The organism is Streptomyces sp. NPDC052236, from assembly GCF_044548015.1.
GTDB lineage: Bacteria > Actinomycetota > Actinomycetes > Streptomycetales > Streptomycetaceae > Streptomyces.
This window is the reverse complement of record NZ_JBIUBL010000036.1, coordinates 14,729-34,562: the sequence shown is the minus strand read 5'-3', so window position 1 is coordinate 34,562 and position 19,834 is coordinate 14,729. Positions and strand designations below refer to the sequence as shown.

Below are 19,834 nucleotides of genomic sequence, written 5' to 3'. Positions count from 1 at the left end.
GCACATCCAGGCACACCTACGGAGACTGGCATGACGACCCCCTACACCCTGCCCGAACCGCACCGGCCCCCCGCCGCCGAGCCCGGCACCGTCTACACCGTCGCCAGCGGCGACCTGCGCCCCAGCGCCAACATCACCTGCTGGCCGACGCAGGAAAAACTGGAGACCGACCTCACCGCGGCGCTCGCCACCCTCGGCCGGAAGGTCCACCGCGCCCACAACCTGGACCTGGTCAAGGGCCACGGCTTCATCGACAGCCAGCGCCTCGGCATCGAGGTCTTCAAGAACGTGCCGCCCGACGCCCCGTTGATCGTTGTGGAGGGGGTCTGGCAGTACAGCCACCATGTGCTCGCCGGGCTGCGCGACCACCGCGGCCCGATCCTGATCGTCGCCAACTGGAGCGGCGAATTCCCAGGCCTGGTGGGCCTGTTGAACCTCGCGGGCAGCCTGACCAAGGCGGGCCGCGCGTACTCCGTGCTGTGGAGCGTCGACTTCACCGACGACTGGGCGCGCGACGGCCTGCGCACCTGGCTGGAGACGGGCGTCCTCACGCACGACACCAGCCATGTACGCCCTCTCACCACACTCCCCGACGACACCGAGACCGAGCTCGGCGTGGCCCTCGCCCGGCAGTTGCGTACCGAGAAGGCCATCATCGGCGTCTTCGACGAGGGCTGCATGGGCATGTACAACGCCATCTTCGACGACGAGCTGCTCAACCCGCTCGGCATCTACAAGGAGCGCCTGTCGCAGAGCGCCCTGGTGGCGGAGATGGAGCGGGTCTCGGACGAGGAGGCGAGCGCCGTACGGGCGTGGCTCGACGCGGCGGGCATGACCTTCCACACCGGCACGGACGAGGCCACCGAGCTCACCGACGCACAGCTGCACAGCCAGTTCAAGATGTACACAGCGGCGCTGCGGATCGCCGACGACTTCGGGCTCGACGCCGTAGGCATCCAGTATCAGCAGGGCCTCAAGGACACCGTCCCGGCGAGCGATCTGGCGGAGGGTCTGCTCAACAACGTCGAGCGTCCGCCGGTGCGCAGCCGTGACGGCGTACGGGAGTTGTACGCGGGTGTCCCGCTGCCGCACTTCAACGAGGTGGACGAGGGTGTGGCGGTCGACTCGCTCGTCACGAACCGCATCTGGACGGCCATGGGCCTGGACCCGGCCACCACGCTGCACGACATCCGCTGGGGCGAGGAGTACGAAGGCCGGTTCATCTGGGTCTTCGAGATCTCCGGCGCCGTCCCCGCCTCCCACCACGGCGGCTACGACAAGTCGTGGAGCATGCGCCAGCCCCCCATGTTCTTCCCGCTCGGCGGCGGCACACTCAGCGGCGTCTCCAAGCCCGGCGAACTGGTGTGGTCGCGGGTGTTCCTGATGGACGGTGTGCTCCATGTCGATCTGGGGCGGGCGACAGCGGTGGAGCTGCCGGCAGAGGAGACGCGGCGACGGCTCGACGCGACGACACCGCAGTGGCCGATCATGCACGCGGAGCTGCACGGGGTGAGCCGTGACCAGCTCATGGCGCGGCACCGCGCCAACCATCTGAATGTGGCGTACGCGCCGGACGCGGAGACCGCGGACAAGGCACTGCGCGCCAAAGCGGCGCTGTTCGCGGAGCTGGGCGTCGCCGTCCACCTGTGTGGAGACGTAGCGCTGTAGTCATCCGACCGACCGACAGAGGAGTCTGCATGACAGTTCCACCGATTCAGAACGCGGTAGGCCCGAGCCGCCGTACGCTCCTGACGGCCGGTCTGGGCGTCACCACAGCGGCGGCGGTCGGCCTGTCCGCCACACCCGCGCGGGCGGGCGCCGCCGCCATCACCGGCACGAAAATCAGGAACGTCACCGGCCCGGCCGAGACGGGCGCGTACGCCTCGCCCTGGACCGACCTCGGCATACCCGTCCGCTGCCCCAACGGCACGACCCTCTTCGTCTGCGGGGACACCTTCGACGGAGAGGGCGTCGGCGGCCCGGACTGGCGCGCCCCGGTCGCCCTGCGCGCCAGCGGCACCACCGACTTGAACCGGCTCGTGATCAACGGCAGCGTCGGCGGATCGCACGCGGTCGGCCTCGTCCCCGAACCGCACACGGGCGGCACCACGGCCATACCCTCGGACGTGTTCACCATCGGCAATACGATGTATATGCATCTGCTGCGGGGCGTGCTCTACCAGACCCACCACTCCGACTTCTGGCGCTCGACCAACAACGGTGAGACGTGGGAGTACCTGTGCCAGTGGCCGGGTGACCAGTACGGCGGCCAGTACCAGCAGAAGACGTACGCGGTCGCCGACGACGGCTACTGCTACGTCCTGTCCACCGTCTTCAACCGGGACATCGCATCGGACCTGCTGCTGCACCGGGTCCGCCATGACCAGGTCGGCAACCCGGCCGCGTATCAGCCCTGGGGCTGGGCGAACGGCGTCTGGGCGTGGGGCAACTACCCGACCTCGATCAGCGCGCGGCGCAAGTGGGGCGAGATCTGCTTCCGGGCGATGGGCGGCAAGTACGCCTTCACCTGGCTGAACATGGACGTCCTGTCCATGCGGGCCCAGGTCTTCCCGCTGCCCACCAGCAATCTGACGATCATCCCGGAGCAGACGATGATCGTCCCGACGACACCGGGCAACGAGACCGGGAACGCCGTCGCGAGCCCGTACGGCGGATTCATCTACCCCGGCTCGACGTTCGCCAACTTCCACATCGCGGTCAGCCAGTGGTACGACAACCAGAACTACCGGGTCATGCAGTACCGCATCAACGGTCTGGCGGGCTGACAACCGAGCGGCCGGGGGTGGGGGTCATACCCTCAACTTCGCGGTGTGCCGGGCGAAACCACTGGTCTGCCAGGTGGAACCGTCCACAGTGACCGCGAACCCCTCCGCCCCCGGCAGCTCCTCCAGCCAGCCGCGCGCCGCATCGCTCCCCATGGCGTACGCGGCTGTCGCCCGCGCGTCCGCCTGTGTCAGCCCCTGGCACACGACGGTGACCGAGGCGAGCCCGGTGCCGGGCGCGCCGGTGGGAGTGCCCGTACGGGGGTCGATGATGTGGCAGCCGCGCTCGGCCGGGCCGGAGGTGGCCACGGCGAGACTGTCGTAGGCCTCGTGTGCCCCGTGGGCCTCTACCACCGCGGCGAGCCCGCCGGCGTGCAGCGGGTCGGAGATACCCACCCGCCAAGGCCCGCCGTGCAGTTGGATGTCGCCGCCGCCGTTGAGGCAGACGGCACTGGCCCCGGCCGATGCGAGCATGCGCACCGCGCGCTCGACGGCCCACCCCTTGACCAGGCCGGTGGGGTCGGTGGCGCCCGCGTAGTAGGCGGTGAACCAGCCGTCGCTCTCGCGCTCGGCGTCCTCGCACAGGCCAAGGACCTCGGCGACCTCGGCGGCGCAGTCCGGCACGGTGAGTTCGCCTTTGCCCAGGCGGCTGATCTGGCTGTCGGGGCGGTAGGTGGAGAAGACCTCGTCCACATCGTTGAGGGAGGCCACGGCGGCGTCGAGCCCGGCCCGTACGCGTGCCTCGCCGCCGCCGTCCGCCGGGAAGCGGACATCGAACGAGAACACCGTGCCCATGGTGTGCTCGACGTGACGCAGCCGCGTCAACTGCGCGGGCTCAGACACCGGCCTTGTCCAATGCGCTCTGCAGGGACTCCATATAGCCCTGGCTCGTATAGCTCGCGCCGGAGACGGCGTCGAGCTGCGCGCTCTGCGCCGCGACCGCCGCCTGGTTGAGCTGGGGCACGGCGTTGGCGGCGATGGAGCGGCTGTTGGCGTCGGAATTCGGGGTCTTGACGGCCTCGGCGGCGGTGATCTTTCCGCCGCTGAGGGTGATCTGGACCTGGACGGGCCCGTACTGGGTGTCGGCGACGTCGCCGAGGACGGTCTGATTCCCCCCGTCCGCCTCAGGCTCAGCCTCGGCCTCCTCCTCCACGGGAGGAGGAGGCTGAGTAACAACAGGTTCGGGCTCAGGCTCAGGCGCGGCGACAGGAGGAGGCGTAGCCGCCCCTCCGGCCTCAACGTCCCCGGCACCTGCTCCTCCCCCACCGCCGACACCGGCCTTGTCCAGGGCGCTCTGCAAGGACTCCAGGTAGCCCTTGCTCGTATAGCTCGCCCCGGACACGGCGTCGAGCTGCGCACTCTGCGCCGCGACCGCCGCCGCGTTGAGCTTGGGAATCGCATCGGCGCTGATCTGCTGGCTGCGCGCTTCGGAGTTGGGCGCCTTGACCGCTTCGGCGGCCGTGATCCGGCCACCGCCGAGGGTGAGCCGTACCTGCACCTCGCCGTACTGCGTCTTGGCGACGTCCCCGAGGACGGTCTGCGCACCGGCCGCGGCGGCGGGCGGCAGCGCGCCGCCCGCCTGGACCGATGACGAGCCGGATATCTCGGACATCGGCATCTTCAGGGCGAGCAGCAGTACGACCCCGGACACGGTGGCGGCGGCACCGATCATGATCCGGCGCAGTGGGTGTTTCCTCTTCACGGCGGCTGCCTCACATCTCGAAGGACTCGTGGTGGATACGGCGTGCGGGCACACCCGCCGTGCGCAGGGCTTCGTACGACTCCTCGGCGAGCCCGGGTGGGCCGCACAGGTAGACGTCGTGTTCCTCGATGTCGGGCAGCAGTTCCTTGAGCCGCTGCGGGGTGATCTCGGGCCGTATGCCGCCGGGGCTGTTGACGGCGTACATCAGCCGGGTCCCGCGGCTCTCCGCGATCTCCCGCAGTTCGCCCCACAGGGCCAGATCCTCGACCTTGCTGGCCCGGTAGAGCAGCGTCAGATCGCCGGGGTTGCCGGGCAGCGTCTCGAAGAGCGCCCGTAGCGGGGTGATCCCGGCCCCGCCGGCGATCAGCAGCACCTTGCCCCGGCTGCGCCGGGCGGCGGTCATGGCCCCGTAGGGCCCTTCCGCCCAGACCCGCGTCCCCGACTCCAGGTTGGACAGCGCCATGCTGTGCCCGCCGACGGCCTTGACGGTGATCCGCAGCCGGTCCGGCCGGGGCGGGGCGGACAGGGAGTACGGATTGGCGCTCCAGCGCAGCCCCTTGGCGAGGAACCGCCACCGGAAGAACTGCCCGGACTCGGCCCCGAGCCGGTGCAGCCGCCGCCCGCTGATCAGTACGGATACGACGCCGGGGGCCTCGTCCACGACGGAGTCGACCCGCATGCGGTGCCAGATGTTGAGACGGATGGGGGCCAGCACGCGGTACCAGAGGAGCAGGCCGCCGACCGCCAGGTACAGCACGTACCAGACGGTGCGCGCGGTGGCATTGGCGACGAACTCGGAGCCGTTGGCGAGCTGGTGCCAGAAGGTCAGGTAGACCGCCACGTAGGTGGTGAGATGCAGGTAGTACCAGACTTCGTAACGCATCCGCCGGCGCACCGCCCCGGCGGAGATGAAGCCGATGAACAGCAGCAGCGTGGTGCCGACGGTCGCCTTGATCATCTCCGGGAAGTCGACCACGACGGTGACGGTCTGCTCCACGAGGGGGGTGCCGCCCTGAACGGAGTAACCCCAGATGGTGAGCACGACATGCACGACGATCAGGCTGACGGCGTACCGCCCGCTCATAGCGTGCCAGCGGGCGACCCGGTCGGAGCCCACGCGGCGTTCGAGCGCGGGAACGCGGGCCATCAGGAGGACCACGATCGCGATCGTGTACCCGCCGAGCAACCCGGTGATCCGGCCCGCGCCGATGAGCCACTCGGCGGTGGTCATCTGTACGGTCGCCGTGTTCTGCCACCACAGCGCCATCACGGCCGCCGCACCGCCCCAGCAGAGCACGAGCAGCAGGGCCGCCGGCGAACGCCGGGGCTGGATCGCGCGCATGGTCTGCCGTCTGGCGGCCCGACCATTCTGCATCATCGTCACGGCTGCTCCCTATATTCGCGCCCGCTACGGTGCATACGGAGCGGAGGGGGCCGCCGTTCAATGCCACGCCGGGGAAGATCGGAAAGCCGGGTCAGCGCGTCTCCGTCGCGTGGGCTCCCAGCAGCCTCAATCGGCTGGCGCTCGTTGCGCGTACCGTGCGCAGGTCTATGGCTGCCGAGGCTGTTGAACGCGAACGGCACAGTCATCAGTTATCGCGGTGTCGGATCGGGCCCAGGGGCTGGTGGTGGCGCCCGGCGCCCAAAGCGAGCGCGCTGCTCACACCCTTGGCGCTCAATGATCTCGCCCATTGCGCAGGAGTACGACGAGGTAGCGCGACAGGTCGAGAAGTGGGGCAGTTTTCTTCAGGTCGTGGATACCGGCCCCGTTCGGGCCCGCGCCGGAAATAGCTGACGGCGACGGCCATGGTCGGGAAGGTGATCGCAGGCTATCTGTGCGAGTGGTGGGCGCTCGATCCCAGCTCGCCGACACCTCACCGCATGCAGTCCTGCCCTGTCGCTTCGCCTGATCGGGTCCGCGTTCGAGGAACCGGTCTCGGCGTACGTGTTCGCTGTGTCATGCGGCGACGTCCGGTTCGAGTGGACCGCTCGTCCGGTCCTCTTCCTGCCGCTGGTCGGTGGTACGCCCCGGCCGCACGGCGCGCGCGAAGGTGCGCCGTGGGAGTAAGGCCAGTACAGCAGCATCGGGCGCGTCGGTACGGCGTCCGGCCCGTTCCTGATGTCCTCGGCGTTCATGCGCCTGAGGGACCAGCGCGAGACGTTCCCGCCGACGAGTGCCTATCTCGACGGGGAGGAGTGGCCGGCGCGGGGCGACCAGAGCGTGTCGGCCCTGTCGCCCGACGACATGGGCGACTGGGTCCACATGTTCACGCTCGGCGTGCAGGTGCCGGACCTGTTCTGTCGTCCCGTGTGGGGAAAGAAGGGCGCCTACCGGCTGTGGCTGTTCGACATGGCCGCAACGTCATGGGCTACTGCCGACTTCGAGAAGGACCGCACCGAGTACGACATCGTGCAGTCCGGCCCGCGTCGGCTGTGGAATGAGGCCGAGGCCGTCATGCGCTGGTACAAGCAACAGGGCGAGCCAGGGTTCGATCGGTACGGCCTGGCTGTGTCGCCGCAAGGCCGGCAGATATGGCTCGACAATCCGGGAAACCTGGTGCCCGTACGGGTGCCGTAGGGCTGTGCCGCGTCCTGAGCCCCGTGCGGGACGACGTGGATCCGGCGCCCCCCGGCACGGCGGATCACCAAACGGACCAGTTCGCCGTGGAGTTGGCCGTCGTAATACTGTGTCAGCTGTCGTGCTGACGGTGGCGGCGTCGGTACGAGTTGGCCGGTGAACCGTGCGGTGCGGCAACGTCGATTGGGTTGATTGTCGGGCTGTGGCATGTTTTGAGCTGGGCGGCCTGCTGTAGCTCCTTGGAGACCATTCCGTGCAACCGCTTGATGAATCTGATCCGATGGAGATCGGCCGCTACCGTCTCGCCGGCCGTCTGGGCTCCGGCGGGATGGGCAGTGTGTATCTCGGCCGGTCCCCCGGAGGGCGCCCGGCCGCCGTCAAGGTGATCAGCGATCAGTTCCGGAACAACCCGCAGGCGTTAGAGCGATTTCGTCGTGAGGTGGAGACACTCCGGACGCTGCGCAGTGCGTACACGGCGGCCCTCATCGACTCCGAGATATCCGCTCCGCCGTACTGGCTGGCCACCGAGTACGTCCCCGGGCCGACTCTCGACACGGCGGTCGCCGCGGACGGCCCGCTGCCTGCGGATCTGTGCCGGGCGCTGCTGGCTGCCCTGGCCGAGGGGCTGGGCGACATCCACACCCATGGGGTGTGGCACCGCGACATCAAGCCGCAGAACGTCATACTTTCCGCGACCGGTCCGCAGCTCATCGACTTCGGCATAGCCCGCGGTTCGGAACAGACCGCTCTGACCCAGGTCGGTTCCATGGGCACCCCGGGCTACACCGCGCCCGAGATACTCACCCACAACAACGTCGGACCGGCCGGTGACGTCTTCGCCCTCGGCGCGACCATCGCCTTCGCGGCCACCGGGCGGGCACCCTACGGCGAAGGTCTCTTCGCCGCCATCTCCTACCGCGCTGTTCACGAGAGCGTGGATCTCAACGGTGTGGAGCCCGCCCTCGCGGAGCTGATCTCCGCGTGCGTCACCCGCGATCCGCGAGTACGTCTGCGTCCCGATGAGATCGTCGCGCGCTGCCAGCCGCAGGCGTCCCTCGTGGATCACCCGGCCTACCGCCACGCCCTGACCTCAGCCTCGGCCACCATGGGCCTGCCCACGCCACCGGTGGTACAGGCCGTCACTCCCGCGGGCCAGTACCAGCCGACCATGGTGCTCCCCACCGCACCTACCGCACCCACCGGCACACCAGCACCAGCACCAGCACCGGCAGCCGCAGCCCCCCTCCTCCACGTCCAAGAAACCGTGCATTTCCCCCTGCCTGCGCCCGGAGCCGTTCCCGGTAACACCAGACAGCGCCGCGGCCGTTTCATTCTGATGGGGGCCGCAGGAGTGGCTGTCATCGCGGCAGCAGTCCTGATCGCCCCCCAGTATTTCGGGCAGAACGACAAACAGAACGAGAAACAGTCCGCAGGCAACGGCGGAGGCGGGGCGTCGGAGAAGCCGAAAGCCAAGACGCCCCCGGACCCGGCGAGCCTCGCCCATGTGCAGATCATGAACGTGAAGACCGGCCACTGCGCCGACATCCTGGGCAGGGAGAAGGGCGCCGTGACCGGTCCGGTCAACGACTCCGCGTGCCTTCCGCCCGACGAGGACAACCAGCTGTGGAATCTGGAGGTCCGCTACACGAAGAAGGCTCCCAACGAGAGCAGTCTGTTCCAGATGCGGAACACCACGGACGGATTCTGCATGGACCTGCCCAACTACGAGGGTGAGCCCGCCGGTACCTTCGTCAGTGAGTTCGTCTGTGACGGCACCACCAGTGACAACCAGCTGTGGTGGCTCGACAAACAGGTCGACGACGCGGCCGGCAACCAGTACTGGATCCGCAGCTACTCCAGCAACAACCTGTGCCTGGTGCTCTCCGGCCCGGGCAACTACCTCGACGGCGCGACCGACGCGCCCCTCAAGATCCACCCCTGCACGGACAGTGACAGCGCGCTGTGGACCTTCGCCAAGCCGAAGACTGCCTGAGGTGGTCGGCGCGGCATGAAGTGCCAGGTGTGAAGGGTGATCCGGGACGATTCCCAAAGGCCCGCGTCCCCATGAGGCGCTACAGGCATGCCTGCGCCACCATGGGAGGAGTTGGCAGCGGCGAAAGGTGAAGCGGCGCTTCAGGCCTCTGCAGAGCCTTGCGGGAGGCTCCCATGCATTACCCGGAAAGCTACGAGCTGGTATTTCGAGGGTTCGCCGGGGAGGACGACGTCGTGGTCGTCCGGCGTACCGAACGGTCGGGAGCCGGCGGGTACCCGATCTACGAGGACGAGACCGGGATCGTACGAGCGGAGATCAGCGCACGCGGCGAGGTGCGCATGCTGGCCAGTGGTGGACATCAGACGCCCGGGATGCCACTGGTGGCGCGCGCACTCAGTTCCTGAGCGTCCCGAGCGCCATGCGGCGGTGGGTGCGCCGCAGCATCAGACGGGCCATCGGCGGGTGGACGCGGCGGATCACCGCGAAGTAGAGCCTGCCGCGCCGGTTGTGGATCCGTACCACCGTCGAGAGCGTCACTGTGTCGTTCTCGATCAGGATCGACGCGCGGAAGTCCAGGTGGCCCGCGTCCTCGCCGAGGAGGAGTTCGGTGGGGGACCTCGCCATGACCGGGAACGGCAGGACGTTCCGCCATGCCTCGGGGGCGCGGTCCATCCCGGGGTGCAGCGGGAGTTGCCAGGCGTCCGCGAAGTCTGGGCGGCGGTCGAATGCCTGGTGGGCCAGTGTGGCTCCGGGAGGGATGTCCGTCGCGGCCGGGCGTGGCGTGCGCATTCCGTACCTCCGTACGGTGGCGTATGTTTGACCTGGACCGTACGGTAGCGTACGGACATGGCGCAAGAGCGGGCGGGACAGGCGCAGGCAGCGCAGAGGCGTACGAGGCTGACGGCGCGCGACTGGGCCGACGCCGCGCTCGCCGCCATCAGGGAGCGCGGGCTCGCCGCCGTCGCCGTGGAGCCGCTCGCCGCGCGGCTCGGGACCACCAAGGGCAGCTTCTACTGGCACTTCACCAACCGCGACGCGCTCATCGACGCCGCCCTCGCCCGGTGGGAGGAGCTCCGCACCGAAGAGATCATCACCGCCATGGAGTCCGAGCCGGACCCCGAGACGCGGCTTCGCAGCCTCTTCGCCGGGGCGACCGCCTCCGCCGCGCGCGATCCCCTTGAGGTCACCCTGCTCGCCACCGCCGACCACCCCCAGGTCGCCGTCGTACTGCGGCGGGTGACCGAACGCCGCGTGGGGTACGTGGCGCACGCCTTCGAGGAGCTCGGCTTCCCGGCGGAGCAGGCGCGGCAGCGCGGGCTGCTCGCGTACACCAGCTATCTCGGGCACACGCAGCTCAGCCATGCCGTACCGGAGGCGCTGCCCGTCGGGGCGGAGCGCGACAGCTATCTGGAGGCTGTGGTCGACAGCCTCCTGCGGCGCGACGAAGCGAATTAGGCCGAGGTGCGCTTCTTGGGGGCGGCCTTCTTCTGGGTGGCCTTCTTGGCGGCACCGGTCTTCGTGTCCGTCTTCGCGTCCGTCTTCGCGTCCGCCGTCGTGTCCTTCGTGCCCTTGGTGGCCTTCTTCTCCGTGGACTTGGCCGCGGCCGTCTTCTTCGCCGGGGCCTTCGGCGCCGCCCGCTTGCGCCCCTTGATCGGTCTGACCTCGGCACCCTCCCCTTCGGCCGCCGCCTCCCCCTCCTCGCCGCGCGCCTCCTGCGCCGCCCGCACGCTCTTCTCCAGCGCGGCCATCAGGTCGATGACCTTGCCGCCCGCGCGCTCGGCCGGCGCCGTTTCCGGGGCCACCTCGCCGCCCTCCACCTTTGCCGTGATCAGGGCCTCGACCGCCTCCCGGTAGTCGTCGTGCAGCGACTCCAGGTCCACTTCGCCGAGCGTGTTCATCAGGGCGTCCGCCAGGTCGAGTTCCGCGTCCCGCACACTCACCTCGGTGTCCGGGGCGACCTCCTCCGGGCTGCGGATCTCGTCCGGCCAGAGCAGGCCGTGCATGGCGATCACATCGCCGACGACGCGCAGCATCCCCAGCCGCTCCTTGCCGCGCAGAGCGAACTTCGCGACCGCGACCTTGTCGCTGCGCTTCAGTGCCTCCCGCAGGAGCGTGTACGGCTTGGCGGCCGGGACGCCATTGGCCGCCAGGTAGTACGCCGCGTCCATCTGGAGCGGGTCGATCCTCGACGCCGGTACGAAGGAGACGATCTCGATCGTCTTCGCCGTGGGCAGCGGCAGCTGCGCGAGGTCCTCGTCGGTGATCGGGATGATCGATCCATCGGCGTCCTCATACCCCTTGCCGATCTCCGCCGACGGCACCTCCTTCTCCTCCACCTCGCACACCTTGCGGTAGCGGATCCGGCCGCCGTCGGCGGTGTGGATCTGGCGGAAGGAAACGGCGTGGCTCTCGGTGGCGTTCACCAACTTGACCGGGATGCTGACCAGGCCGAACGAGATCGCGCCGTTCCAAATGGATCGCACGTTCCATCCATCCCTTTCATCCGATTCGCCCGGAATAGTGGGATTCTCATCGTATGACACCGATCACGGAGGTGGAGGGGCGACGCCTCGCGCTCACCAATCTCGACAAGGTCCTCCACCCCGCCACCGGAACCACCAAGGGCGAGATACTGCACTACTACGCCACCACCGCGGGCGCGCTCCTCGCGCACATCTGCGACCGCCCGGTGTCCTTCCTGAGGTATCCGGACGGGCCGGACGGCCAGCTGTTCTTCACCAAGAACCCGCCGCCCGGGACCCCCTCCTGGGTACGGACCGTCTCCGTGCCCCGCTCGGAGGACAAGAACGCGCGCCAGGTCGTCGTACAGGATCTGCCGACGCTGATCTGGGCGGCAAACCTGGTGGTGGAGTTCCATGTGCCGCAGTGGCGCGTGGACGAGCCCGCCATCGCCGACCGGATGGTCTTCGACCTCGACCCCGGCGCACCCGCGACCATCGCCGAGTGCTGCGACGTGGCGCTCTGGCTGCGCGACCGGCTGGCGGCGGACGGACTGTACGCGTACGCCAAGACCTCGGGCGCCAAGGGCATGCATCTCCTTGTGCCACTGGAGCCCACACCCTCCGAGCGGGTGTCCGCGTACGCGAAGAGTCTGGCCGTCGAGGGCCAGGCCTCGCTGCCAGGGCTGATCCTGCACCGGATGACCCGCTCCCTGCGGCCCGGGAAGGTCTTCGTCGACCACAGCCAGAACGCCGCCGCGAAAACCACCGCCGCGCCCTACACCCTGCGCGCCCGCACCGAACCGACCGTATCCACGCCCGTGACCTGGGAAGAGGTCGAAGACGTCACGGCGCGGCAGAATCTCGTCTTCCGGCTCGGCGACATCGCGCCGCGGCTCGCCCGGTACGGGGACCTGTTCGGCCCGCTCATCAATCTCAACCGGGCCAGGCCCCTGCCGTGAGTGCGCCATGAATGTCCCGCTCCGGCCGCCGGTGAAGGTCGCGCTCGCCGAGTCGGTGAATGTGCTGCCGCGCGGGGCGGGCCTGGCGTACGAGCCGAAGTTCGACGGCCACCGGATGGTGATCTTCCGGATCGGCGCCAAGGTGCTGCTCCAGGCCCGCTCCGGGCGGATCGTCACCGCCGCCTTTCCCGATCTCGCGGACGCGGCACGGCAGCTGCCGGACGGCACGGTCCTCGACGGCGAGGTGGTCGTCTGGACCGAGGGCCGTACCGACTTCGCCGCCGTACAGAAGCGCGCGGCAGCCACCCCCGGCCGGGCGCCCGCCCTCGCGCGCCGGCTGCCCGCCTCCTACGCCGCCTTCGATCTCCTCTCCGAGGGCGGCAAGGATCTACGGCTCTCGGCGTACGGGAAACGGCGTGAGCGGCTGGTCGCGCTGCTCAGCCCGCTCGGGCCGCCGCTGCAACCCGTGCCGATGACGCGGGACGCCGATGAGGCGGTCACCTGGTTCGAGTCCCTGCCCGCGCTCGGGGTCGAGGGGCTGGTCGTCAAGCGCGTCGACCAGACGTATCGGGGCGGCACGCGCGCGTGGCGGAAGCTTCGGCACACCAACGCCCGCGACGGAGCGGTGGTCGGCTTCACCGGGCCGCAGACGCGGCCGAACGCGCTGGTACTGGTGGTGCCGGACGACGACACCCCCGTGGTGTCGAGCCCGCTCCCACCGGCCCTACGGGCCGAGGCCGCCGCCGCACTGGCCGCGGCGACCAGTACCGGCAGTGGGACAGCGATGGCGGTCGGCGTCGGCGAGGTCGAGTACCGGGCCGTGGAACCGGGGCTGCTGATGGCCGAGGTGGAGCAGCGCACCACGCGGCACAGCGTGACCACGGTGCTGCGGCTGAGGCTCCCCGAGGACCACTGAGCGCGCCGTTATACCCGCTTATACCTGCTATACCCGCTATACCCGCTATACCCGCAGCCAGGTGCGGCGGTCCCGCGCCGTCGCGTACAGCGCCTCGATGTCCGCCGGTTTGAGCACCCCGCCCAGCCTGCCCAGCTGCTCGGGCACCTCGTCCTCCCGCAGTATCCGTACGTCCTCCGGGGGCGCCCCCTCCACCTCCACCCGCGCCGCGCCGACCACGGCCAGCAGCGGGCTCACTCCGGCCGTCAGCGCGAGCGCGGCGCGGCCCGCGCAGCGGCGGGCCAGCCGCAGCCGGGGGCTCGGCTCGCCATGGCCGACCCGGACCATGGGGTCGGCGATCCGTACGCGCAGGCGGCGGGCCGCGAGGGTGTGCACGGCCAGCACACCGGCCGGTCCGATGGCGAGATGGTCGATGCGCTCGGCACCCGGCAGGGCTACGGAGTGCAGGAGCCGCCAGCCCGCGCCCTCCAGCTGGTCGAGCGCGTCGCCCAGCAGCTCCTGCGCGGCCAGCTCGGCGCGGCGCGGGTCCGTCCGGAAGCCGAACCCGGACGCGAGCCCGGACGCGAACCCGAAGCCGCGCCGGTCCGGAAGGTCGTCCAGTTCGGCGTGCAGCGCCTCGCCGGGGCGGTTGGGCGCCAGATCGTCGTCGGGGTGGAGGGAGAGCCTGGCAAGGTCGTCGGCGCCCGGGACGGGCGGCGGGCCGATCGTGACCTCGCCGGTGAGATACGGGGCGAGGGCCGCCAGCACATCGTCGCGATGGCGTTCCGAGACGAGGCTGACGCGCCCGCTGCCTCCGTCTTCCCTGTGGTCGTACCAGGCGACCTTCCGGCCGTTCGGCAGACTGACGTACAGCCGGTCCCGGCCCTGAATGTGCGCCGGTGTGACGCGGAGTCCTGTCATATGCCTCACCCCCGACCATGGGAACAGTCCACAGGCTTCGAGGCAATAACCCCGCGATGTCGGAGCTGTGGTGCACACTCTCCCCTAGCGCACCGTTCTTGATTCTGAAAGGAGGCAGGCGTGTTCGGGGGGATCGACGAGGTCGACTGGACTGTATTGAGGCACGCCTACGGACAGGCGAACAACGTGCCGGCATTACTGCGCGGACTGGCCTCCGCGGACCCGGCCGAGCGCGAGTCGGCGCTCGACGGGATGTACGGCGCGGTGCACCACCAGGGCGATGTGTACGACTCCACGCTCGCCTGCATTCCGTTCCTCTTCGAACTCGTGGCGAATCCCGCGGTCCAGGACCGCGGCGGCATAGTCGAGCTCCTGACCAGCATCGGCGGCATCGATCTGGACGGCGACGACGAGCTGAACCCCGAGGACGAGGAGTTCGAGTACGCCGCGAACTACGCGATGGCCGCGTCCGCCGTCACCGAGGGCGCCGACGTCTTCCTCGGGCTGCTCGACGCCGAGGACCGCGGAGTGCGGCTCGCCGCGCCCCTCGCCCTGGCTACGCTGCACGACGATCCCGAGCTGGTGCTCGACCTGCTGCGGGAGCGGCTGCGCGCCGAGCCGGACTCGGAGGTGCGGTTCGCGTGCGTCGAGGCCGCGGGCCGGATAGCGCTGCGGCACGGGCGGCTCGCACCCCAGGCGGTGCAATGGCTCTCCGGGCTGACCCGGGTGTCGTACGGCGCCGGGCTGCGGCTGGCCGCGCTCGCGCAGCTCGCCCGCTGTGTGCCGGAGGAACTGCCCATCGATGTCGTACCGGTGGTGACGAGCCTGCTGCGCGAGCTGCGCGCCGAGCCCGTGGTGACGGCTCCGGCCGCCGACCGGCCGTCGGCGCCGACCCTCGTGGGGCAGCTGCGTGAGCGGCGCGACACCGACACGGACGTCGAGAAGGGCAGCCGTCCCGCCCCTTGGACAGCCGACCTGCTGCGTACGCTCCACTCCGGTCTGAGCGATCGCGTCGACGACCGAATAGCCCTGCTGACCGACCAGTTGTGCAGCCCCGACTGGGGCCAGCGCATCGACGCCGTACGGATGAGCGGCGGGCTGCTGCGGACCTGGCGCGGCGCGTACGAAGAGCTGGTCGGGCTGATCGGGGAGCAGCTCGCCGACCCGGAGCCCCGGCTGGCCGAGGCCGCCGCCGACGCTCTGGAGGAGCTGTTCACGCTGGCCGGACCCGCCGCGGACGCGCTCGCGGATCGGGTGGCGGCGGACCCCGCCGCCTGGGTGCGCACATGGGCGAGCGGGCCGCCCACGCTCGGCAGTGCCCTCACGGCGCTGGCGCGGACGGGCGACCGGCGCGCGGTGCCGGTGCTCGCGCTGGTGCTGGAGCGCCCCGAGGCCCCGCACAACCTGGGGTACGCGCTGGACCACCTGGGCGCGGTCGCCGCGCCGCTCGCGCCCGCCCTGCGCCGCGCGCTCGGCGGGATACCGCTGGACGCGCAGCTCTACGACCGGGCCGTGCCGTTGCTGTACGGGCTGACCGCGCTGCACGCCGCCGACGCGGTGCCGGAGGTGCTGCGCATACTGCGGGGCGCGCCCGAGTACCGCAGGGAGTGGGTGACCGAGTCGGTGCTGCGGACCCTCGCCGCCTTCGGTCCCGACGCGCGGGAAGCCGTGCCCGAGCTGCGGGCGCTGTTGCGGAGCCGGGGCTCATCGGTGGCGCTCATGGCGCGTACGGCCGGGGCACTGTGGGCGATCGACGGTGACGTCGGGGCCGTACTGCCCGTGCTGCGTACGGCGCTGGGGGCGGCGGACTCCGCGGCCCGCCGGTCGGCGGCGACGGCGCTCGGCGCGCTGGGCCCGGCGGGCGCACCGGCGGCTCCCGCGCTGAGCCGCATGCTGGGGGCGGCCGAGCCGTGGACCCGGGTGGACGCGGCGATCGCGCTGTGGCGGGTGACGGGCGATCCGGAGCGGGCGTGGCCGGTGCTGCTCGCTGCCTGGGAGGAGCTGCCGCACACCCGCGTGGCGACCGCGCAGCGCCTGGCCGCCTCCGCCGACGACGTGGCCGAAGGGGCCGAGCGGGTCCTGCGCGCCGAGCTCGCCTCCGTACGGCGTCATAACGCGATAGACGGCGGGTACGGCAGCCATGACATCTTTACGGACGAGAAGCTGCTGGCCCTGTGCCGGCAGGCACTGACCCGGGAGGGACCAAAAACATGATCATCTTTGGCACCAAGGGATACCTGTACCAGCTCGCGATACTGACACTGGTCTGCGGACACTGCGGCAACCCCTCCGCACACACGCTCAGGAAGCGGGTCACGAAGTTCACGCTGTTCTTCATTCCGCTGTTCCCTTTCTCCACGAAGTACGCGACGCAGTGCACGTTCTGCGGGGCGGAGCAGAACATCACCAAGGAGCAGGGCGAGCAGCTCCAGCTGCAGGCCGCGGGCGGGCAGGACGGCCAGGGCGGCCAGGGGTACGGACAGCAGCAGCCGCAGCAGCAGCCGCAGCCCGGCCAGGGAAACCCGTACCAGCGCTGAGGCCACAAGGACAGCCGAGGCCGCAAGGACAGAGGCCACGGGGACATAAGGTGCGATAAGCGCAACTAAGGTCATACCACTTGCTACGTTGCGTGGCATGACCGCAATGACGGCGGACGCTCCCCCGCCCGAGCTCCGCCTCCCCAAGCGCCGGGGTGTCGAGTTCTCGCTCCTCGTCTGCGCCGTCCTCATCTCCGTCTACGGCTACATCGACGTCGGCCTGGCAAAAAACGGAGCCGTCCCCCCGGACGCCGCGGGCTATGGAGCGGGCCTCGGCGTCCTGGCGCTCCTCGCCCATCTCGCCGTCCGCTTCCGCGCCCCCTACGCCGACCCGCTCTTCCTCCCCATCGCCCTCCTCCTCAACGGCCTCGGCCTGGTCCTGATCTACCGCCTCGACCTGGAAACCCCGGGCGACCGGGCCGCGCCCGCCCAGCTCGTCTGGTCCACGCTCGGCGTCGCGCTGTTCATCGCGGCTGTCGTCCTGCTGCGCGACCACCGGCTCCTCCAGCGGTACGCGTATCTCTCGGTCGCCGCCGCGCTCGCCCTGATGCTCGTGCCGATCCTCTTCCCCGCCGTGAACGGCGCGAAGATCTGGATCCGGGTCAGCGGCTTCTCCTTCCAGCCCGGCGAATTCGCCAAGATCCTGCTCGCCGTCTTCTTCGCCGCGTACCTCGCCGCCAACCGCAACGCGCTCGCGTACGCGGGCCGCAGGATGTGGAGACTGCAGTTCCCCACCGGCCGGGTACTGGGCCCCATCGTCGCCATCTGGCTGCTCAGCGTCTGCGTACTGATCCTGGAGCGGGACCTCGGCACTTCGCTGCTCTTCTTCGGACTCTTCGTGATCATGCTGTACGTGGCGACGGGCCGGACCGGCTGGATCGCCGTCGGCCTGCTGCTCGCGGCGGCCGGGGCGTTCGCCGTCGGTTCCCTCGAACCGCATGTGCACAGCCGGGTCGAGGACTGGCTCAACCCCTTTGCCAGCATCGAGGCGGGCCAGGGCCCCGGCCAGCTCGCCCAGTCCCTCTTCGCCTTCGCCGCGGGCGGGATGCTCGGCGCCGGACTGGGCCTCGGCCACTCCATCCTCATCGGCTTCGCCGCCAAGTCAGACTTCATCCTCGCCACCGCGGGTGAGGAACTCGGGCTGATCGGCCTCAGCGGGATCTTCCTGCTCTACGCGCTGCTGGTGACCCGCGGCTACCGCGCCGGGCTCGCCCTGCGCGACCCCTTCGGACGGCTGCTCGCCACCGGCCTCGCCTCGATCCTCGCCCTCCAGGTCTTCGTCATCGCGGGCGGCGTGATGGGCCTGATCCCGCTCACCGGCATGGCGATGCCGTTCCTCGCGCAGGGCGGCTCGTCCGTCGTCACCAACTGGATCATCGTGGCGCTGCTCATCCGGGTCAGCGACTCCGCCCGCGCGCCCCACCCCGACCCGGTCGAGCCGGGAATCATCGCCCCGTTCCTGAAGGAGAGCGTGAAGGAGAGCGTGGCGGAGAACGTGGCGGAGAACGTGGAGGGGAGCCTGGAGGAGAGCCTGGAGGACAGACGGTGATCCGCTGCATCCAGCAGACCGCCGCGCTGAGTCTGCTGCTGCTGATCGCGCTGCTGCTCAACGCCGCCCGCGTACAGGTGATCGAGGCCACGTCACTCGACACGAACCCGGCCAACCGCCGCCCCGTCATCGCCCGTTACGCCGAGCCTCGCGGCGACATCCTGGTCGGCGGCAGACCCGTCACCGGCTCCAAGGACACCGGCCAGCAGCTGCGTTACGAGCGCACCTACACCGAGGGTCCGCTGTACGCGCCGGTGACCGGTTACGCCTCGCAGACGTACGGCACAAGCCTCATCGAGAACACCGAGGACTCCTTCCTCTCCGGTACGCATCCTCTGCTCACCCCGATTCCCTTCTGGAACGACATCAGCCGCAGCCGACGGCCCGGCGGCAAGGTGGTCACCACCATCAGGCCGTCGATGCAGCGCGTCGCGTACGACGGGCTCGGCGGCAGACGGGGCGCGGTCGCCGCCGTCGAGCCGACGACCGGCCGGATCCTGGCGCTGGTCAGCAGCCCGTCGTACGACCCCGGGCTGCTCTCCGGCACCGGGCGGCGGGTCACGGACGCCTGGACCAGGCTGAACGCCGTACCCCATCAGCCCATGCTCAACCGGGCGCTCCGGCAGAGCTATCCGCCCGGCTCGGCCTTCAAGATCGTGACGGCGGCGGCGGCGCTGGACGCGGGGGTCGTGAGCGATGTCGACGCGCCGACCGGCACGCCCGATCCGTATGTCCTGCCCGGGACCGCGACCAGGCTCCCCAATGAGGCGCGGAACTGTGGAAACGCCTCGCTCACGTACGCCATCCAGTGGTCGTGCAACACCGTCATGGCGCACCTCGGGGTGAAGACGGGGCTGACCGCCATGGTGGACACGGTGGGCAGGTTCGGCTTCAACGACCGTCGGCTGCGGATCCCTTCGGGGGTGGCGGAGTCCCACTTCGACACGCGTATGAGCGTCGATCAGCTGGCGCTCTCCTCGATCGGGCAGTTCAACACCACGGCGACGCCGCTCCAGATGGCGATGGTGGCGGCTGCCGTCGCCAACAGCGGCGACCTCCAACGCCCCTATCTGGTGGAGCGGGTGACCACATCGGACGGCGACACGGTCTCCCAGCACACCCCGGAGTCGTACCACCAGGCGATGAACCCCGCCACGGCGCAGCAGCTCCAGCGGCTGATGGTCAAGGTGGTCGAGGACGGCACCGGCAAGAACGCGGCGATCAAGGGGGCGACGGTCGGCGGGAAGACGGGCACGGCGCAGCACGGCATCGGCAACGCGGAGAGGCCGTACGCCTGGTTTGTGTCCTGGGCGCGGGCGGATGACGCGGGACAGCCGGCGGTCGCCGTCGCGGTGGTGATCGAGGACGGGGACGGGCACCGCGCCGATGTCAGCGGGGGCGGGAGCGCGGCTCCGATCGCGCGGGCGGTGATGGAGGCGGCGCTGCGAGACTGAC

18 protein-coding genes are annotated in these 19,834 nt (G+C 70.1%); 12 read left to right on the top strand and 6 right to left on the bottom strand.

Annotated features, from left to right (window positions below; genetic code table 11):
- The first annotated feature begins 30 nt into the window (after positions 1-30).
- Together ACIHCQ_RS39070 and ACIHCQ_RS39065 are read left to right on the top strand one after the other, a co-directional pair.
- On the top strand, positions 31-1,668 hold the full coding sequence (locus tag ACIHCQ_RS39070; protein ID WP_399673429.1) for a fucose isomerase: 1,638 nt from the start codon (positions 31-33) through the stop codon (positions 1,666-1,668).
- Between the two features lie 29 nt (positions 1,669-1,697).
- Positions 1,698-2,786: a DUF4185 domain-containing protein gene (locus ACIHCQ_RS39065; RefSeq protein ID WP_399673427.1), complete on the top strand. Its 1,089-nt coding sequence runs from the start codon at positions 1,698-1,700 to the stop codon at positions 2,784-2,786.
- 24 nt (positions 2,787-2,810) lie between these two features.
- On the opposite strand, the gene ACIHCQ_RS39060 is transcribed toward ACIHCQ_RS39065, so the two are convergent.
- Genes ACIHCQ_RS39060 through ACIHCQ_RS39050 form a run of 3 tightly spaced genes read right to left on the bottom strand, consistent with a single transcriptional unit; the run spans position 2,811 to position 5,863 of the window.
- Complete coding sequence (locus ACIHCQ_RS39060) at positions 2,811-3,578, bottom strand: FAD:protein FMN transferase (RefSeq protein ID WP_399673515.1); 768 nt, start codon at positions 3,576-3,578, stop codon at positions 2,811-2,813.
- 40 nt (positions 3,579-3,618) lie between these two features.
- On the bottom strand, positions 3,619-4,485 hold the full coding sequence (locus tag ACIHCQ_RS39055; protein ID WP_399673425.1) for an FMN-binding protein: 867 nt from the start codon (positions 4,483-4,485) through the stop codon (positions 3,619-3,621).
- 10 nt (positions 4,486-4,495) lie between these two features.
- Positions 4,496-5,863: a ferric reductase-like transmembrane domain-containing protein gene (locus ACIHCQ_RS39050; protein ID WP_399673513.1), complete on the bottom strand. Its 1,368-nt coding sequence runs from the start codon at positions 5,861-5,863 to the stop codon at positions 4,496-4,498.
- A gap of 756 nt (positions 5,864-6,619) precedes the next feature.
- On the opposite strand from ACIHCQ_RS39050, the gene ACIHCQ_RS39045 reads away from it, so the two are divergent.
- The 3 genes from ACIHCQ_RS39045 (at position 6,620) to ACIHCQ_RS39035 (ending at position 9,460) form a co-directional block, all read left to right on the top strand.
- Complete coding sequence (locus ACIHCQ_RS39045; RefSeq protein ID WP_399673423.1) at positions 6,620-7,063, top strand: hypothetical protein; 444 nt, start codon at positions 6,620-6,622, stop codon at positions 7,061-7,063.
- Positions 7,064-7,316: 253 nt separating this feature from the next.
- Positions 7,317-9,056: a serine/threonine protein kinase gene (locus ACIHCQ_RS39040; protein WP_399673421.1), complete on the top strand. Its 1,740-nt coding sequence runs from the start codon at positions 7,317-7,319 to the stop codon at positions 9,054-9,056.
- 173 nt (positions 9,057-9,229) lie between these two features.
- The gene (locus ACIHCQ_RS39035; RefSeq protein WP_399673419.1) at positions 9,230-9,460 is read left to right on the top strand and encodes a DUF6296 family protein; all 231 of its coding nucleotides are present in this window, start codon (positions 9,230-9,232) and stop codon (positions 9,458-9,460) included.
- Here ACIHCQ_RS39035 and ACIHCQ_RS39030 read toward each other — a convergent pair.
- Positions 9,450-9,845 (bottom strand): DUF2867 domain-containing protein, encoded by a 396-nt coding sequence (locus ACIHCQ_RS39030; RefSeq protein WP_399673417.1) that lies wholly within the window; start codon positions 9,843-9,845, stop codon positions 9,450-9,452. The two genes, ACIHCQ_RS39035 and ACIHCQ_RS39030, sit on opposite strands and share 11 nt — an antisense overlap.
- A 57-nt stretch (positions 9,846-9,902) precedes the next feature.
- Between ACIHCQ_RS39030 and ACIHCQ_RS39025 the strand changes: the two genes are divergently transcribed.
- Positions 9,903-10,511, top strand: coding sequence for a TetR/AcrR family transcriptional regulator (locus ACIHCQ_RS39025; protein ID WP_399673415.1), 609 nt, complete (start codon positions 9,903-9,905; stop codon positions 10,509-10,511).
- Here the strand turns inward: ACIHCQ_RS39025 and ACIHCQ_RS39020 are convergent.
- Entirely contained in the window at positions 10,508-11,539 is a 1,032-nt protein-coding gene (locus ACIHCQ_RS39020; protein WP_399673413.1) for a Ku protein, read from the bottom strand. The genes ACIHCQ_RS39025 and ACIHCQ_RS39020 overlap by 4 nt on opposite strands.
- A 53-nt stretch (positions 11,540-11,592) precedes the next feature.
- On the opposite strand from ACIHCQ_RS39020, the gene ligD reads away from it, so the two are divergent.
- Both ligD and ACIHCQ_RS39010 read left to right on the top strand, forming a co-directional pair.
- On the top strand, positions 11,593-12,477 hold the full coding sequence (ligD, locus tag ACIHCQ_RS39015; RefSeq protein WP_399673411.1) for a non-homologous end-joining DNA ligase: 885 nt from the start codon (positions 11,593-11,595) through the stop codon (positions 12,475-12,477).
- Positions 12,478-12,484: 7 nt separating this feature from the next.
- Positions 12,485-13,393 (top strand): ATP-dependent DNA ligase, encoded by a 909-nt coding sequence (locus tag ACIHCQ_RS39010; RefSeq protein WP_399673409.1) that lies wholly within the window; start codon positions 12,485-12,487, stop codon positions 13,391-13,393.
- Positions 13,394-13,438: 45 nt separating this feature from the next.
- Here the strand turns inward: ACIHCQ_RS39010 and ACIHCQ_RS39005 are convergent, their stop codons facing one another.
- Entirely contained in the window at positions 13,439-14,293 is an 855-nt protein-coding gene (locus tag ACIHCQ_RS39005; RefSeq protein WP_399673407.1) for a nuclease-related domain-containing protein, read from the bottom strand.
- Between the two features lie 120 nt (positions 14,294-14,413).
- On the opposite strand from ACIHCQ_RS39005, the gene ACIHCQ_RS39000 reads away from it, so the two are divergent.
- From ACIHCQ_RS39000 to ACIHCQ_RS38985, 4 genes are all read left to right on the top strand, one after another.
- Positions 14,414-16,507 carry a HEAT repeat domain-containing protein gene (locus ACIHCQ_RS39000; protein ID WP_399673405.1) on the top strand — a complete coding sequence of 698 codons (2,094 nt, stop codon included), beginning with the start codon at positions 14,414-14,416 and terminating at the stop codon, positions 16,505-16,507.
- The gene (locus ACIHCQ_RS38995) at positions 16,504-16,830 is read left to right on the top strand and encodes a zinc-ribbon domain-containing protein (protein WP_399673403.1); all 327 of its coding nucleotides are present in this window, start codon (positions 16,504-16,506) and stop codon (positions 16,828-16,830) included. The genes ACIHCQ_RS39000 and ACIHCQ_RS38995 overlap by 4 nt, the downstream gene beginning before the upstream one ends.
- Before the next feature lie 97 nt (positions 16,831-16,927).
- Entirely contained in the window at positions 16,928-18,379 is a 1,452-nt protein-coding gene (locus ACIHCQ_RS38990) for an FtsW/RodA/SpoVE family cell cycle protein (RefSeq protein WP_399673401.1), read from the top strand.
- A complete protein-coding gene (locus ACIHCQ_RS38985) occupies positions 18,376-19,833 on the top strand; it encodes a penicillin-binding transpeptidase domain-containing protein (protein WP_399673399.1) in 1,458 nt (485 codons plus the stop codon). Before ACIHCQ_RS38990 ends, ACIHCQ_RS38985 begins: the two co-directional genes overlap by 4 nt.
- The last annotated feature ends 1 nt before the right edge of the window (position 19,834 follow it).